The organism is Streptomyces sp. NPDC096324 (assembly GCF_044763015.1).
GTDB lineage: Bacteria > Actinomycetota > Actinomycetes > Streptomycetales > Streptomycetaceae > Streptomyces.
In genome coordinates, this window is sequence record NZ_JBIWFK010000003.1 from 82,398 (window position 1) to 97,869 (window position 15,472).

At 69.4% G+C, this 15,472-nt stretch carries 15 protein-coding genes; 14 read left to right on the plus strand and 1 reads right to left on the minus strand.

Annotated elements, in window-relative coordinates:
- The first annotated feature begins 347 nt into the window (after positions 1-347).
- The 13 genes from ACIQ7M_RS07790 to ACIQ7M_RS07850 all read left to right on the plus strand — a co-directional run bounded on the left by ACIQ7M_RS07790 (position 348) and on the right by ACIQ7M_RS07850 (position 13,729).
- Positions 348-1,337 (plus strand): hypothetical protein, encoded by a 990-nt coding sequence (locus ACIQ7M_RS07790; RefSeq protein ID WP_403641075.1) that lies wholly within the window; start codon positions 348-350, stop codon positions 1,335-1,337.
- Entirely contained in the window at positions 1,334-3,571 is a 2,238-nt protein-coding gene (locus ACIQ7M_RS07795; RefSeq protein ID WP_403641078.1) for a glycosyltransferase, read from the plus strand. The genes ACIQ7M_RS07790 and ACIQ7M_RS07795 overlap by 4 nt, the downstream gene beginning before the upstream one ends.
- Positions 3,568-5,013, plus strand: coding sequence for an acyltransferase family protein (locus ACIQ7M_RS07800; protein ID WP_403641081.1), 1,446 nt, complete (start codon positions 3,568-3,570; stop codon positions 5,011-5,013). The genes ACIQ7M_RS07795 and ACIQ7M_RS07800 overlap by 4 nt, the downstream gene beginning before the upstream one ends.
- Positions 5,014-5,296: 283 nt before the next feature.
- Positions 5,297-5,920 carry a hypothetical protein gene (locus ACIQ7M_RS07805; protein WP_403641084.1) on the plus strand — a complete coding sequence of 208 codons (624 nt, stop codon included), beginning with the start codon at positions 5,297-5,299 and terminating at the stop codon, positions 5,918-5,920.
- On the plus strand, positions 5,917-6,960 hold the full coding sequence (locus tag ACIQ7M_RS07810) for a hypothetical protein (protein ID WP_403642184.1): 1,044 nt from the start codon (positions 5,917-5,919) through the stop codon (positions 6,958-6,960). The genes ACIQ7M_RS07805 and ACIQ7M_RS07810 overlap by 4 nt, the downstream gene beginning before the upstream one ends.
- A gap of 44 nt (positions 6,961-7,004) precedes the next feature.
- The gene (locus tag ACIQ7M_RS07815; protein WP_403641087.1) at positions 7,005-7,322 is read left to right on the plus strand and encodes a type VII secretion target; all 318 of its coding nucleotides are present in this window, start codon (positions 7,005-7,007) and stop codon (positions 7,320-7,322) included.
- Positions 7,319-8,608, plus strand: coding sequence for a putative T7SS-secreted protein (locus tag ACIQ7M_RS07820; protein WP_403641090.1), 1,290 nt, complete (start codon positions 7,319-7,321; stop codon positions 8,606-8,608). The genes ACIQ7M_RS07815 and ACIQ7M_RS07820 overlap by 4 nt, the downstream gene beginning before the upstream one ends.
- A 25-nt stretch (positions 8,609-8,633) precedes the next feature.
- Positions 8,634-9,323 carry a hypothetical protein gene (locus ACIQ7M_RS07825; protein WP_403641093.1) on the plus strand — a complete coding sequence of 230 codons (690 nt, stop codon included), beginning with the start codon at positions 8,634-8,636 and terminating at the stop codon, positions 9,321-9,323.
- A 20-nt stretch (positions 9,324-9,343) separates the two neighbouring features.
- A complete protein-coding gene (locus ACIQ7M_RS07830; RefSeq protein ID WP_403641096.1) occupies positions 9,344-10,030 on the plus strand; it encodes a hypothetical protein in 687 nt (228 codons plus the stop codon).
- 178 nt (positions 10,031-10,208) lie between these two features.
- Positions 10,209-10,868 (plus strand): hypothetical protein, encoded by a 660-nt coding sequence (locus ACIQ7M_RS07835; protein ID WP_403641099.1) that lies wholly within the window; start codon positions 10,209-10,211, stop codon positions 10,866-10,868.
- Entirely contained in the window at positions 10,856-11,899 is a 1,044-nt protein-coding gene (locus ACIQ7M_RS07840) for a hypothetical protein (RefSeq protein WP_403641102.1), read from the plus strand. The genes ACIQ7M_RS07835 and ACIQ7M_RS07840 overlap by 13 nt, the downstream gene beginning before the upstream one ends.
- A 131-nt stretch (positions 11,900-12,030) precedes the next feature.
- Positions 12,031-12,687 (plus strand): hypothetical protein, encoded by a 657-nt coding sequence (locus ACIQ7M_RS07845; protein WP_403641105.1) that lies wholly within the window; start codon positions 12,031-12,033, stop codon positions 12,685-12,687.
- A 73-nt stretch (positions 12,688-12,760) separates the two neighbouring features.
- Positions 12,761-13,729: a hypothetical protein gene (locus tag ACIQ7M_RS07850; protein ID WP_403641108.1), complete on the plus strand. Its 969-nt coding sequence runs from the start codon at positions 12,761-12,763 to the stop codon at positions 13,727-13,729.
- A gap of 11 nt (positions 13,730-13,740) precedes the next feature.
- Here ACIQ7M_RS07850 and ACIQ7M_RS07855 read toward each other — a convergent pair whose 3' ends face one another.
- Positions 13,741-14,895 carry a sigma-70 family RNA polymerase sigma factor gene (locus ACIQ7M_RS07855; RefSeq protein WP_403641111.1) on the minus strand — a complete coding sequence of 385 codons (1,155 nt, stop codon included), beginning with the start codon at positions 14,893-14,895 and terminating at the stop codon, positions 13,741-13,743.
- A 140-nt stretch (positions 14,896-15,035) separates the two neighbouring features.
- On the opposite strand from ACIQ7M_RS07855, the gene ACIQ7M_RS07860 reads away from it, so the two are divergent.
- Positions 15,036-15,434, plus strand: coding sequence for an SgcJ/EcaC family oxidoreductase (locus ACIQ7M_RS07860; RefSeq protein ID WP_403641114.1), 399 nt, complete (start codon positions 15,036-15,038; stop codon positions 15,432-15,434).
- Positions 15,435-15,472: the final 38 nt, after the last annotated feature.

A 15,472-nucleotide genomic window follows, 5' to 3' on the forward strand; every position in this document is an offset into this window, starting at 1 on the left:
GGCTTGGTCCAGTCGACATGGACAGCATTTGCCCGGAGTCGTCGCGCACCCGTGAGCAGTCCCATGGGGGGATGCACGTGCGCGTGGAGAACTGGCGGAAAGACACCCAACCGGCCGACCGGGAGATCGATCGACGGGACGGGCGCCGCATCGATCCGTCACCTGTGCGGGAGGCCGGAGGGCCGACCGCCCGGCCGCAGGCCGACAGAACCCTTTCGTGGCCGGATATGGGGGTTGGCATCAGTCCCGAACACGGAGAACGCGCCGAGCGAGCGGTCGGCGGACGTCCCGAGCGAATCCCGGAGCCGGAGACCGACGTGCTCGCCGGTCGTGTGCCGGAGTCCTACGTGCCGACCGGTCGTGTGCCGGAGAGCGACGGGCTCGTCGGCCGTGCGCCGGAGAGCGACGGGTTAGGCCGCCGCCGGTCCGACGCGGGACCCACGTCCGAGCGGGAACCGGAGGCGTGGTCCGCCGCCGGAGGCACGGTCACGGCGGAGCGGCCGTCCCACACCCGTACGACCCAGGTACGGCCCTTCTTCAGCGACGGACCCACCTTCGACGACGGTCCGGCGACCGGGCCGCTCCCCGCCTCGGCACCGGACGTCGACCCTGCGCCGCGCGCTTCCGGGGAGAACCCCGGCGAGCCGGCGAACGGGCACGACCCGCACGAGGTCACCGTCCAGCTCGACGGCGCGAGTCGGGAGACGGGCGCCCGGCACGGCCGTACGCCACCCGGCCGGCCGGGCCGAGCGGGCAAGGACGCCCCGGGAACCGCCGAGGCGGCCGACGGACCCGTCTTCGTCGACGCCTCCGGCCGCCGCAGCCGCCGTTTCCGCCGCCTCGGCATGCTCGTCGCCGTGGCCTGCGCGGTCTACGCCGTCGTGATCGTCGCCACGCTCCTCTCGGGCAACTCGAACGCTCCCTGGCTCCCGGTGCCGGGCCAGGAGGAGGACACGCCCGCGGGGAAGGTCGAGACCTCCCCGCTGCCCACGCAGTCGGTGAACCCCGCCGGCAGGGGCGCCGCCACCGCGCCCGGCGCGCGGGCCAAGGCCTCCGACGGCACGACACCCTCACCCGGTTCGAGCGCCTCGTCCGGCGCCTCCGCCTCCGCCTCCGCGACGGGCGCGTCCGGCGACCCCAAGCCCAGCACGTCGGCGACCAAGAAGCCGAACCCCGGCGTCACCCCCAAGGACCCGGACCCCGAGCCCCAGCCGTCCGTCTCGGCGGACGGCCAGCCCTCGGCCTCCGCCCCGGCGACCACCCCCGGCAGCACACCCGCCCCCACGGAGACCACCGGCACCACAGGCTCCACCGGAGCGGGGGCCGGTACCGAATGAGCGGCCTCCGCCGACGCGCACCCGCCGGACCCACCACACTGCGCCAGGACCGCGACGCCCCGCGCCGCCGCCTCCCCATGCGCTTCCTGCTGCCCCTCGTCGTCCTGGTCGCGATGATGGCGATGCTGATGCTGCGCGGCTACGTGCACAGCGAGATCCTCGCGGACCACCGCGTCCGGCCCGAGGCGGCCACGGACAAGGTGCCGCAGAAGATCCTCGACGGCGGCCCGGTGATCGACACCCGCAGCGGCCGCACCACCAGCCTCAGCGTCCCGGACCACCGTCTCGTCCTCACCTTCGACGACGGCCCGGACCCGACCTGGACCCCCAAGGTCCTGGACGTCCTCAAGGCGCACCACGCCCACGCGGTCTTCTTCGTCACCGGCACCATGGCCTCGCGCTACCCGGACCTCGTCGAACGGATGGTGAGGGAGGGCCACGAGGTCGGCCTGCACACCTTCAACCACCCCGACCTGTCGTACCAGTCCAAGAGCCGTATCGACTGGGAACTGTCGCAGAACCAACTGGCGCTGGAGGGCGCGGCGGGCATCCGCAGCTCCCTGTTCCGCCCCCCGTACTCCTCGTTCGCCGACGCGATGGACGACAGGTCCTGGCCGGTGGCGCAGTACGTCGGAACCCGCGGCTACATCACCGTCGTCAACAACACCGACAGCGAGGACTGGAAGAAGCCGGGCGTCGACGAGATCGTCCGCCGGGCCACACCCAAGGGCGGCAAGGGCGCCATCGTCCTGATGCACGACTCGGGCGGCGACCGTCACCAGACCGTGCAGGCCCTGACCGAGTTCCTGCCCCGACTGCAGGCCAGGGGCTACGCGTTCCAGAACCTCACCGAGGCACTCGACGCGCCGAGCGCGAACACCCCGGTGACCGGCGTCGACCTCTGGAAGGGCAGGGCCTGGATCTTCCTGGTGCAGGCCTCGGAAAAGACCACCGACGTCCTGGTCGTCGGGATCGCGATCATCGGCGTGCTGGTCTTCACCCGCTTCGGGATGATGCTCCTGCTCTCCGCGCTGCACGCCCGCCGGGTCCGCCGCAAGGACTTCCGCTGGGGCGCGGCGCCGGTCACCGAACCGGTGACGGTGCTGGTCCCGGCGTACAACGAGGCCAAGTGCATCGAGAACACCGTGAACTCCCTCATGGCGAGCGAGCACCCCATCGAGATCATCGTCATCGACGACGGCTCGGGCGACGGCACCGCCCGCATCGTCGAGGACATGCGCCTGCCCGGCGTACGCGTCGTACGCCAGGAGAACGCCGGCAAGCCCGCCGCCCTCAACCGGGGCCTGGCGAACGCGTGTCACGACATCATCGTGATGATGGACGGCGACACCGTCTTCGAGCCGGCGACCGTCCGCGAACTCGTCCAGCCCTTCGCCGATCCCAGGGTCGGCGCGGTCGCGGGCAACGCCAAGGTCGGCAACCGGGAGTCCCTCATCGGCTCCTGGCAGCACATCGAGTACGTGATGGGCTTCAACCTCGACCGCCGCATGTACGACCTGCTGCGCTGCATGCCGACCATCCCCGGTGCCGTCGGAGCCTTCCGCCGCACCGCGCTCGAACGGGTCGGCGGCATGAGCGACGACACGCTCGCCGAGGACACCGACATCACGATGGCCCTCCACCGTGACGGCTGGCGGGTCGTCTACGCGGAGGACGCGCGCGCCTGGACCGAGGCCCCGGAGTCCGTCCAGCAACTGTGGTCCCAGCGCTACCGCTGGTGCTACGGCACCATGCAGGCGATCTGGAAACACCGCCGCGCCCTGATCGAAGGGGGCCCCTCGGGCCGCTTCGGCCGGATCGGCCTGCCCCTGGTCTCCCTGTTCATGGTCCTGGCCCCGCTCCTCGCGCCGCTGATCGACGTCTTCCTCCTGTACGGCGTCGTCTTCGGCCCGACCGGGAAGACGATCGTCGCCTGGCTCGGTGTCCTCACCATTCAGGCGGTGTGCGCGGCGTACGCGTTCCGCCTGGACAAGGAGCGCATGACCCATCTGATCTCGTTGCCCCTGCAACAGATCCTCTACCGGCAGTTGATGTACGTCGTCCTGCTGCAGTCCTGGATCACCGCCCTCACCGGCGGCCGGCTGCGCTGGCAGAAGCTGCGCCGCACCGGCGTCGTGGGCGCGGCACCGGGATCCGTCCCGGGTTCGGCCCCGGGACCGGTTCCTCGGCAGCCGGCGTCGCACGGCGGGAACGAACGGAGGCCGGTCGGATGACCACTCACGAGTACCCGGCGGGGGCGACTCCGCCGCTGGGCACCCCGAGGCCGGCGGTCCCGCAGCCACGTACGGACCCGGGAGCGCCCGCGGACGCATGGCTGCGCCCGCCGTTGCCGGGGTCGTTGCAGGGGCAGGGGCAGGGGCAGGGGCAGCGGCAGCCGGGTATGGACCCCGGTGCGCGGGACCCCGGTGCGCGGGACCCCGGTACCCGGGAACCCGGTACGAAGGACCACGGTAAGGCGCGGGGTACGGACCCGGCGCCGCGCCGCCCCGGCGGCCGCGATCGCTATCTGGACCTGCTCCGGTCCATGGCGCTGGTCCGCGTGGTCGTGTACCACCTGTTCGGCTGGGCCTGGCTGACGATCCTCTTCCCCTCCATGGGCGTGATGTTCGCGCTGGCGGGTTCCTTGATGGCGCGCTCGTTGAGCCGGCCGCCGCTGAGCGTGATCCGGGGACGTCTCAGGCGTCTGCTGCCCCCGCTGTGGGCGTTCGGCGCGGTGGTGCTCGCCATGATGTTCCTGGGCGGCTGGAACCCCGCGAAGGACCCCGACCTCGGTGGCGGCTGGCACGTGGCGGAGCTGCTCGACTATGTCGTCCCGATCGGCGCCCCTCCGTTCCCCTGGCATCTGGGTTCCCCGTCGGGCCTGTTCGAGGACACCTGGGCGGTCGAGGCGGCGGGTGTCCTCTGGTACCTGCGCGCCTACCTGTGGTTCGTGGTCGCGTCCCCGTTCCTGCTGTGGGCGTTCCGCCGTGCTCCGTGGGCGACGGCGCTGGCTCCCCTCGCCCTGACGGCCGTGGTCGGCACCGGGCTGGTCACCATCCCCGGTGAGACCGGCAACACCGTCACCGACTTCACCGTCTACGGAGGCTGCTGGATCCTGGGCTTCGCCCACCACGAGGGAATGCTCGTGAAGGTCCCGCGCTACATCGCCATCTCCTGCTCGGCCCTGATGATGGCCTTCGCCCTGTGGTGGGCCTCGGGTCATCTGGGCCCCGACGGCTGGGACATGAACGACATCCCGCTGGCCGACGCGATGTGGTCCTTCGGATTCGTCGTGATCCTGCTCCAGTACAGCCCGTCCTGGCGGGAATTGCCGGGCCGCCTCGCCCGGTGGGACAAGCTGGTGACGCTGTCCAACAACCGCGCGGTCACGATCTACCTGTGGCACAACACGCTCATCATGGCCACGGTCCCGATCCTCGACCAGCTCTACAACCTCCCCTTCATGGACAACGACGGGGCGGCGGCGGCCCTCGATTCCACCTACAGCCTGTGGATGTTCGTCCTGGTGTGGCCGCTGATAGGCCTGACCATCCTGGCCTTCGGCTGGATCGAGGACATCGCCGCCAAACGGAGCCCGCGCCTCTGGCCGAACGGGGCCAAGGGCCGCGGGGGCGGGGGGCGTTCGTCGCCCCGGGGGCACCGGGCGAAGGCCTAGCGGCGGCTGAGCGACGGGGTGTTCCTTGGCTGGTGCTTCACTGCGCCGACTCGCGGGGGCACCCCTCGTCCCGATCTCGGCCCCGGCCCTTGTCCCGGTCCTGCCCCTGGTCCCCTTTCATCCCGTGATGTCACTCAATCGAAGGTTCTGGGTGGCCGTTTGGTCATGCTATGAACCCCTATATCCACCTGCTCGGCGCCCTTCGTCCTGGTGTCGTGGGCAGGGGCCCCGCTAGCGTGACGTGCCGCCGCCCCTCCCGCACCCCACGCCGCCAGGAGCTCCCGTGAACCGCCGCGCCTGCCTGCTCCCGACAGCCGCCTTGCTCTTGCTGACCGCCTGCGGCGGGGGTGACGAGACGCGCGGGATCGCGGGGGTGGGGGCGGGGAGCGCGACGCCGGCTTCGCCGAGCGCGACGTCTTTGGCGGGTCGACCGGAGATCGAGTTGCCGTCGGATCTCACCTACACGTTCGAGTGGCCCAGAACGGGCGACAAGGTCAAGGACGCGGTACTGGAGGACGGCGAGCAGTCGATCAAGGCCGTCGACCTGGCCATCGTGAACCAGGACGCCCTCGACGAGGCATACCTCTTCTACTACGAGGGCGAAGCAGCCGCGCAAACCCAGAAGTTCGTCCAGGCATACGTCAACGCCAAGGCCCGTACAACGGGCGTGTTTCGCTATTACGCGGCGACTGTAGCCCTGAACGATTCCACCGACGCGTCGCTCGTCTACTGCGAGGACCAGAGCCACGCGTACGACATGTATCTCAAACCGAAGAGGATCAACAGAACGGCCGTCACGAACAACAGCTACGTTCTGTACAACACCCAGTTGCGCAAGAACGACAAGGGCGTCTGGGTCGTCGAGAAGCTCTTCTCTCAGAGGGGAAACGCAAAGTGCCGGCCCTGAGCGCCGGTCGGCGAGGGTTGACCTCCGCCGTGGTGATCGGTTCGCTCTGTCTGAGTGCGGCCCCTGCCCTGGCCGACACCGAGATCAGCGGAGGGGCTAAGACACTTTCTCCCGGCGGTCAGGCTTCTGGAGGTGTGGACAGCAAGGGCAACCTCTTTGCCGCCGCCGGTGCTGTCGTGTTCGATCGTTCGCGGAACCGGGGCGGTGAATCTGCCGGACCGGTGACCTCGGCCTCGGGTGGCTGGGTCCCGCCCGCCTGCTACTACGCTCCGAAATACACCCCGGCCCAGATGCAGACGTACAAGGAATCGATCTGGGGCCTCGAATCGACGGGGTACCAGTGGGACGCGGATCAGCGCGACACCTACGTGAACGGGCATCCGTACAAGGACTTCAACAAGGCCAAGTCCGGCAAGGGCTACTGGTGGGACGCGTACGTCACGCCGGGCCGTGAGGGCGACCCGGCCGCCTCCAGATGCACCAAGGACACCTTCTGGGTCGACAAGGGCGCGACCCCGCCGGCGGATGCTCCGGAGGCGATCACCCCGCAGATGCTGGCGCAGCTCGCGTACGCGGAGATGCGCGTGCCGTCGACGAAGGTGGACCTGGCCCCGGCGGGGACGACGAAGGTGAACCTGCCGACGTGGGCGTGGCTGGACACGGCGAAGTTCAAGCCGGTGTCGGTGACGGCGTCGGTGCCGCTGCTGAATGTGACGGCGACGACGACGGCGGAGCCGGTTTCGTTGAGGATCGACCCCGGAACGGCGGACGCACAGACGTATCCGGCGTCGGGCGTCTGCGAGATCACGGGCGACCGCATCGGCGAGGCGTACGCGAAGGGCAAGGCCGGGCAGACGCCCCCATGCGGGCTGCGGTACCTGCGCTCCTCGGGCACCGGCTCCTACCGGTTGCAAGCCACCCTCACCTGGCGAATCCACTGGACGGGCACCGGCATACCAGCGCCACGGAACCTGCCGGACGGCACCTTCGGGGCCGGCCAGGACGTCGTCGTCCAGGAGATCCAGTCCATCAACCGCTGAGTCCGGCTCCACGGACTCCCTGAGATCCGGAGAGAGCAGAGGGCGTGGCGGAGCGGTTGGCTGTCGACGGCGATGAGCTGTCGCACTTCATGAAGATGCTCGGCAAGTCGACCGAGTCGTTGCAGGGCTTGCGCAGGGCGTTGGGGGACGCCACGGTCTCCGGTCTGGGAACGGACGATCTCGACAGTGCCTGCGAGGAATTCCAGGACAACTGGAAGTACGGGGCCGACCAGATCGGCGAGCAGACCGAGGACCTGGCCAAGATCATCGGGAAGAGCCGGGACAGCTACCGCGAGGTGGACAGGGCCCTGGAGCAGGCTCTGGGGAAGGCCGGGAACGGCAGGGGCGGCGGTACGAGGTGACGTACGCGCCCGAGGGCACGGGGGCGGCGCCCGACTCGCGCATCCCCCACCCCGACCACCCGCATCTCGGCTTCGATCCGGTGCCGGGCCGTACGGAGACCGTGAGCGCCCTCCGCAAGAAGCTCACGGAGTGCGCGAAGGTTCTAGAGGAGACGCACGGGCTCGTCACCAGGCTGATGGACGGCAGCTACTGGAAGGGCGACGCGGCCGTCGCCTTCCGGGAGCAGTTGGACGGCGGACCGCTTCCCCTGAACCTGAAGAACGCGGCGCACTCCATCCGGAAGGCGGCCGGACAACTCGACCGCTGGGAAGGCGAACTCGACGACTTCCAGCGGCGGGCGAAGCGACTCGAACAGGACGCGAAGGACGCCCAGGCCGCCCTGGACCGGGCGAGGGGGCATGCCACGAAGGCGGGTGACAGCCCCGACCTGGAAGGGAAGGGCGCCGCGCACGACGAGGCGCGGAAGGCACTGACCAAGGCGAACACGGCGGTGGACGACGCCGAGGACGCCCTGCGCAGGATTCGGGGGACGGCGCGCGAACTCGCCGGGGAACACGAGCGCCGGGCCTGTCTGCGCGCCGGAAAGATCCGCGACGCCACGAAGAAGCTGGCCCCGCATGAGCCGGGTTGGTTCGACTCGGCACTCGACTGGGTCATCGAAAACCTGCCGGACATCTTGAGCACGCTGGGGGCGGTGATCGGCTTGGTTGCGTTGTTCGTTGTGTCGGGTGGGACGTTGGCCGCGGTGTTGCTGCTGGCTGCGTCGGCTTTGAGTGCGACGTCGTTGACCACCAGAGTCTCTGAGCATCCGACGGTGTGGGCGTCGTTGCGAGATGGCTTTGCCAAGGGGGAGCTCGACACCGACTTTTGGAGCAACCTCGTGACTGTCGGGGGTGACGCTCTAGGCATGATTCCCGGCATTGCCGCCGTGGGTAAGGGCGCTGCGGTTGGGCTTCGGGCTGCGAGTGAGACGGGTGAAGCCCTCTCCCTGGGGCAACGGGCCGTCCGGTTTGGGAGCAGCACCATGGAGCACGCGAAATCCATTTCGAGCTTGGACAATGCGTTGCTCGGTTTTACGGTTCGCGGCGCCAGAGCGGCACAGATCACGAAAGGGATTGAGGTCACCTCGGCTTCGGTGGGCGTCGGCACCGCTGGCGTTGGCCTCGCCATGACCGCGGTGGACACCGACGACGGGATCAAGGACGGCTCGGTGGCGACTATCGACGGCGCCAGGCTTGGCCTCGACGCCGGAGGTCTTGTCGATATCGCCCGTCACGTTTTGTGATTTCCGAACAGAGAGCAGACACCGCATGACTCCGACCGAGTACCCGACCGCATGGGACCACCCCCCGACCAGAAGGGCCTTCGTTGAGCACTTGATCTTGCTCGTTCTGCGCTTGGTGGGCTGGTTCGCTGTCTGGATCGGCTTGTTGGCTGTCCTGGTGGTCTTTCTGTCGCCGGGGTTCACCCCGCTCTTCGTCCCCCTCCTGGGGTATGCGACCTTCCGAGCCGTCCTCCAACTCGCCTACATCCGGCCCTCCATCTACATTCAGCGCGTGCTCTGGCAGTACCCCTGGCAGTTTCTCTCGGATGTGCCCCGGGGCCGGAACCGGCATCCGTTGGTCGAAGAGAATGAGATGTGGCTGGAGCTGCCCAACCCTGAGGAGCCGGGGGAGCGCATTCCACTGCTGTTTCTTTCCGGGATGCGTACCTTCTGGTGGATGCGACGGTTCGGTACCGCTCGTACGAAGCCGGAGCTGAAGGCGGAGATCGAGCCGCTCTGGTTCGCCGGTGATCCCCGTTTCATCGCCGTCATCGCGGCTTCCCGGCGGAAAGGCGAGGCCCCCAAGCGGCTGCACCTGCTCTACCAGCGCACGGCCACGGGCCGCCGGGGCATCGAGCCGACCGACTGGAACGCGAGTCCGGCCGCCCTCGAACGGGCCCGTCGTTCCGGTGCCCATGTCCCCGACGCGGTGCGCCCGCACTCGCATCCCCACTGACTCGTACCGGGCAGGATCCGATGACCACGGCCCCCCGCTTCACCGTCGCCGATTCGGCGGAAGACCCCGACGCGGACATCTGGTTCGCGGAGCCCGCCGGCTTCACCGCGGTGCCGCTCGACGCGCTGCTGCCCGCACCGGACTCCCCGGCGGCAGAAGATCTGCGTACGGCCCTCGCGCCGTTCCTCCAGGCGGCTCTCGATGAGACGGTACGGCAGCGGTTCCTCGCCCAATTCACTCAAGGGCAGCAACTGCTCGCTGCGTTACGTGAGGAGGGAACCGTTCACTGCTCGATCGGGTTGCACCGGGACGACGTCGACGAGGGGGCCGGGACCGGCGGCGGACCGTTGCTGTCGTTCTTCACCGTCTCCTGGCGGACCACGGCCGTGGCGCCGCGAGCCGTCACGGCCGCCCGTGCCGTGAGCGGGCTCGACGCGCGGACAGTCATCGAGTACGCCGAACTTCCCTGCGGGCCGGTCACGTTCAGCGAGACCGTTCATGTCCCCGACGCGGTCGAAGGGCTTCCTCGGACACCCTTGATCCAGTTCCGGGCCCACCTGCCGCATCCGGACTGCAGGCGGCTGGCCGTGTTCACGCTGAGCACGACTGCTGTCGGACGGCGCGAGCAGTACCGGGCGATCCTCCGCCGCATCGCGACGATGACCAGCTTCGAGGGGTCGGGGTCTTTGCGGACAGCAACCAGGTGAACCGTCGGCCCGAAGGGTCGCGTTCAAACGAGGCTGCCGGTAAGGCAGTTGGCCACACTATGGGCCTCTATGGGCAACCACTGTTACTGGGTTGGCACCGTTCGCGCTGGTGTCGTCGCACAGGCCGCCGTTAGCGTGTTGGTGCCCTTCCGCACCCCACGTTGCTCAGGAGTCTGCCGTGAACCGCCGTTCCCGCCTGCTTGCCACAGTCGCTGTCGGAGCGTCAGCCGCGCTGCTTTTGACCGCATGCGGTGGGGGCGCTGACAAGCCGAAGGCCAACGACAAGATCGCCGGCGCGGACACCGGTACCAGTAAGTCCCCGTCACCGAGCGCGACCGCTTCGGCGGGGGACTCCGGGCGCCCCGAGATCGTTTTCCCCGCCGGCGTCAAGAACGTGTTCGAGGACGAGAAGACCGGCGACCCGACGAAGGACGCCGTCCTCGCGGACAGCGCCCTCAGCGTCAACTCCATGGATGACGCGATCTTCCAGGGGAGCGTCAACACCAAGGCGTTGGGCTTCTACAACTCAGGCAAGGCGCTCAACGCCGCGATCACCTACGTCCAGGGGTACCTCGACAAGGGAGACACGTGGGTCGGCACCACGCGTTACTTCAACCGGCGCGTGACCTTGTCCAGTGACACGGCGGCGTCGGTTGTCTACTGCTCGGACGAGAGCAAGTCGTTCCTCAAGAACCGCAAGACCAAGAAGACCCAGAACACTCCCACGACAGCCGACAGCTACGTGCTCTACAACGCCAAGCTCGTAAAGAACGGTCGGGGAGTGTGGCAGACGACGGACATCATCTCGGACCGGGGGGCCAAAGCATGCCAGCCGTGAAGCAAGCATCCAGGCTAGTGACGGCCGCGACAGTGATGGCCGTTGCGGCCCTGGCTCCCGGGATCGCCTATGCGGGCGGACGGGGTGGCGACGGCAACGTCGGACAGACGCAGCAGCACGGCGATTCGCACGGAGACGGCAAACTCTCGGCCACCGCCGGAGCTGTCGTCTTCGACCGGTCCAAGAACGGGGCCGGGAATGCCGCCGGGCCCGTGACCTCCTCCTCCGGAAACTGGACCCCGCCGGCCTGTTACTACGCTCCGAAGTACACCCCGGACGAACTGCAGAAGTACCTGGAGCCCATCTGGAACGCCGAGTCCACCGGATCCCAGTGGGACCAGGAACAGCGCGACAAGTATGTCAACGGCGGCGAGGCCAAGGACTTCAACAAGGACAAGACCGGCGAGGGCTACTGGTGGGACTCGTACGTCACGCCGGGCCGTGAGGGCGACCCCCACGCGCTGGACTGCAACAAAGCAATCTTCTGGGTCGACAAGGGCGACGCCCCGCCGGCGGATATTCCGCAGGCGATCACCCCCGAGGTACTGGCACAGCTCGCGTACGCGGAGATACGCGTGCCCGGGACCAAGGTGGACCTCGCGCCCGAGGGCACGACGAAGGTGAACCTGCCGACGTGGGCGTGGCTGGACACGGCGAAGTTCAAGCCGGTGTCGGTGACGGCTTCGGTGCCGTTGCTGAAGGTGAGCGCGACGACGACGGCGGAGCCGGTTTCCTTGAAGATCGAGCCCGGTACGGCGGACGCGCAGACCTATCCGGCGTCGGGCGTCTGCGAGATCACGGGGGACCGTATCGGCGAGGCCTACGCGAAGGGCAAAGCCGGAGAGACGCCTCCGTGCGGGGTGAAGTATCTCCGCTCCTCGGGTGACGGCTCGTACAAGCTGAGGGCCACCATCACCTGGAAGATCCACTGGACGGGCACCGGCGTACCCGACGCCCGGAACCTTCCGGACGGCACCTTCGGGGCCGACCAGGACGTCGTCGTCCAGGAGATCCAGTCCATCAACCGTTGAGCCGCGATTCTGCGTACGTCCACTCCACGGGCTGCTGTCGCCCGTGCGCCCGTGTGCCCGTTCGCGTTTGTGTCGGCACCCAGGCCACGGCCGGCGTGTCGGTGCCGTTCCGCGCCCCACAGGAGTTCACCGTGAACCGCCGTTCCCGTCTGCTTGCGACCATTGCCGTCGGAGCGTCCGCCGTGCTGGTTTTGACCGCGTGCGGCGGGGACGGCGGCAAGCCGAAGGCCGACGACAGGGGCGCCGGGGCGGACATCGGCGGCGAGGCGTCGGCCACTCCCGGCGCGAGCGCGACGGCGCAGTCGGGTCGGCCGAGGATCGAGCTGCCCGCCGACCTGCACTACACCTTCGAGTGGCGCAGGACGGGCGACAAGGACAAGGACGCTGTCCTGGCCGACGGTGAGCTGTTCATCAAGGCCACGGACCAAGCGATCGCCAACCAGGATGTGCTGGACCCCGCCTATCGCTTCTACTCGGCGGAGGAGCTCGCGGCCGCGACGCAGAAGTACGTGCAGCGATTCGTGGACCACAAGGCCCGGACCACCGGCACTTACCGCTTCTACAGCGAGTCCGTGACCCTTCAGGGCGATGGAGCGGCGGCGCTCACGTACTGCGAGGACCAGGGCAAGGCGTACAACAAGTACGTCAAGACCGGAAAGGTCGACAGGACCCCGGTCACGAAGAACAGCTACATCTTCTACAACACGACGTTGAAGCGGAATGCGGACGGCGTCTGGGTGACGCAGGACATGCTCTCGGAGAGGGGCAGCGCCAGGTGTCAGCCGTGAAGATGCCGGTGCGTGAAAGTGTGAGGTCGTTGCTGGTGTGAACCGGCGGTTCGGGTGGGGAGTTGAGGGGCGCGTGAGTAAACGGCAGATCCGGAAGATGTTCCGGTTGATGGCGCAGGGGCAGGCGGTCCAGCTCACGAGCCCCATGGCCTCCGTGAAGAAGCTGGCCCGACTCGCTTTCGTCGCCCAGCAGTTCGGCTACGAGTACGCGGACGTGCGCCAGGGCGGCGGCCGCAACAACGCGCTCACGATGCTCATCGTGCCCGACCCGGGTCCGCAGGCTCAGGCGCGTGCCGCGCAGAACTGGGCGCAGTATCCGCAGGCCGCCGACGGGGTCTCGTTGCCGCCCGTCGTCCCTGACGCCCTGGAACTCCTCAAGGCCCGCATCAACTTCGACCTCACCGGCAAGAACGCCGAGAAGCGGATGCTGTACGCGGGGCTCGGTCTCACCGTCGGGTGCGCCGTCCTCGCGGTGCGGACGGGTGGGGGTTCCGTCGCCTTCGCGGGGGCCGGCATCCTGTGGGCCGTTCTGATGGTCGTCCTCGCGGTCGGTCTCGTCGTCACGCGCAAGCGGAACGCCAGGTTCGCGGCGCTGCTGGCGGCGGCCGGGTTCGCGCCGGTGACGGAGGAGGGCGGAAGGGTGCGGTATCTGCCGCCGACGGCGGGGTACGGCGGCCCGCCGACCGGCCCGTACGGCCCCTACGCCCCGTACGCCGGGCAGAGTCCGCAGACGCCTCAACCTCCGTACGCCGGTCAGATCCCGCAGCCACCTCAGCCCCCGTACGCTGGTCAGAGCCCGCAGACACCCCAGCCCCCATACGCCGGTCAGGCCCCGTACGCGGGTCAGGTCCCCCATGCCGGCGTGCCTTCGCAGGGTTTCAAGGATCCCTACGCCGGTCAGAACCCCCAGGCTCCGTACGCCCCCGGCCCGTACGTCCCGCAGCCTCCCGGCACCGCCCCTGGCGCGCCCGGCAACCCGTACGCCGCCCAGCCCGGCCCCGTACCACCGCGGCCGCAGCCGCAGTCACCCCAGCGGCCTTAGCGCCGCGGGAGCTACCGGCCCGGGCACGGCTGTTCCTCCCACACCTCCGCCAGCCCGAACGCCGCGAAGACCGTCGGGAGTTGGAAGACCACCGTGTGGCTCACCGCCGCGTGGGTCGTCGTGAAGACCTGGAGGGTGTGCAGGCGGTGGGCGGTGTCGTCCGGGGCGCGGACGTAGGCCGCGAGGGCCGGCCGGCCGTTGGCCGAGGTGGGGCGCAGGCGCCAGTCCTTGCCGCGCATCGTGAAGACACGGGCGATGAAGGCGACATAGGCGTCGGGGCCGACGTACCAGTTGAGGACCGGAGGCATCTCCAGGACGACGTCCTGGGTGAGCAGGGTGCGCAGGGTGTCGAGGTCGGCGTCCTCGAAGGCACGCTGATAGCGGTCGATCACGGCGCGCCCCTCGTGGTCCGGCGGTTCCGTCACCTCGTCCTCGGTCAGGCCGGCCTCGCCGAGCCGTGCCCGGGCCCGTTGGAGCGCGCTGTTCACGGACGCGGTCGACGTGCCGAGGGCTTCGGCCACCTCGGTCGCCGACCACGCCAGTACGTCACGCAGGATGAGGACGGCCCGCTGGCGCGGAGGCAGCAACTGCATCGCGGCGATCAGCGCGAGCCGCAGACTGCCCCGGGCGGCCACCACTCCCGCCGGATCACCGGTCCCGACCCCGGAAACGGGCCCGTCCGGGAACGGTTCGAGCCACGGCACCTCCGCCGCCGGTGTCATCGGCGCGCCCGGATCCTCGAGCGCGCCGACCAGGCCCGACGGCAGGGGCCTGCGGGCGCGGCCGCGCAGCGCGGTCAGACATCTGTTGGTGGCGATGCGGTACAGCCAGGTGCGCAGGGACGCGCGGTCGGCGTCGTAACGGTCGTACGCGAGCCAGGCCCTGAGCAGCGTCTCCTGCACCAGATCCTCGGCCTCGTGCACCGACCCGAGCATCCGGTAGCAGTGCGTCAGCAGCTCGCGCCGGTAGGGCGCCGTCCGCTTCTCGAAGTCCCCGCGCGCCTCGAAGTCCCCGCGTGCCCCGATGTCTCCGCGCGTGCCGGAGTCGTCGCGCGCCCCGAAGTCCCCGTGCCGACCGAGGCCGTCGTCGCGCCCGCCGTGGCCGTGGGCCTCGCCGTCGTCGCGCCCTTCGTCCCCGGTCAGACCCTCGTCGTCCCGTTTCCCCATCATCCGCTCCTCGGCCGCGTTCCGTCGCTCACCGGTACCTACCTCCGGATCCGCCTGAACTCATCGCCCCGGCACCGATGACTTCCGGCCGGCGCGGAAGTACGTACCGGCGTCGAACCCGTTCGAGGGAAGGAATCATCATGACCAGCACCACCGACGACGGCCAGGACATCCGCGGCGTCCTCGACCGTCTCTACTCCGCCTGGGCCGACTACGACGCCGACGCCTTCGCCGCGCTCTACACCGAGGACGCGACCGTCGTGATGCCGGGTGTCTTCAACGACGGGCGGGAAGAGATCCGTGCGTACATCGCGGCGGCGTTCGAGGGGCCGCTGAAGGGGTCCAGGCCGCTCGACGAGCCCCGGCGGATCCGTTTCCCGCGGCCCGGCACCGCCGTCGTCGTCAGCGAGGCCGGGATTCTCCTGGCCGGGGAGAGCGAGGTCCCCGCCGGCCGGCAGCACCGGGCGACCTGGGTGCTCGTCCGCGATCCCGCCGACGGGACCTGGGCCATCACCTCGTACCACAACGCGGCCGTCTGACCGACCCGGGCGAGGGGCGTACGGCGCACGTCCGCCGG

Bases quoted from the DNA above. Each gene is read 5' to 3' on its own strand.
- ACIQ7M_RS07840 (WP_403641102.1), top strand. From the start codon at position 10,856: ATGCCAGCCGTGAAGCAAGCATCCAGGCTAGTGACGGCCGCGACAGTG.
- ACIQ7M_RS07855 (WP_403641111.1), bottom strand. From the start codon at position 14,895: ATGGGGAAACGGGACGACGAGGGTCTGACCGGGGACGAAGGGCGCGAC.
- ACIQ7M_RS07795 (WP_403641078.1), top strand. From the start codon at position 1,334: ATGAGCGGCCTCCGCCGACGCGCACCCGCCGGACCCACCACACTGCGC.
- ACIQ7M_RS07830 (WP_403641096.1), top strand. From the start codon at position 9,344: ATGACCACGGCCCCCCGCTTCACCGTCGCCGATTCGGCGGAAGACCCC.
- ACIQ7M_RS07800 (WP_403641081.1), top strand. From the start codon at position 3,568: ATGACCACTCACGAGTACCCGGCGGGGGCGACTCCGCCGCTGGGCACC.
- ACIQ7M_RS07860 (WP_403641114.1), top strand. From the start codon at position 15,036: ATGACCAGCACCACCGACGACGGCCAGGACATCCGCGGCGTCCTCGAC.
- ACIQ7M_RS07825 (WP_403641093.1), top strand. From the start codon at position 8,634: ATGACTCCGACCGAGTACCCGACCGCATGGGACCACCCCCCGACCAGA.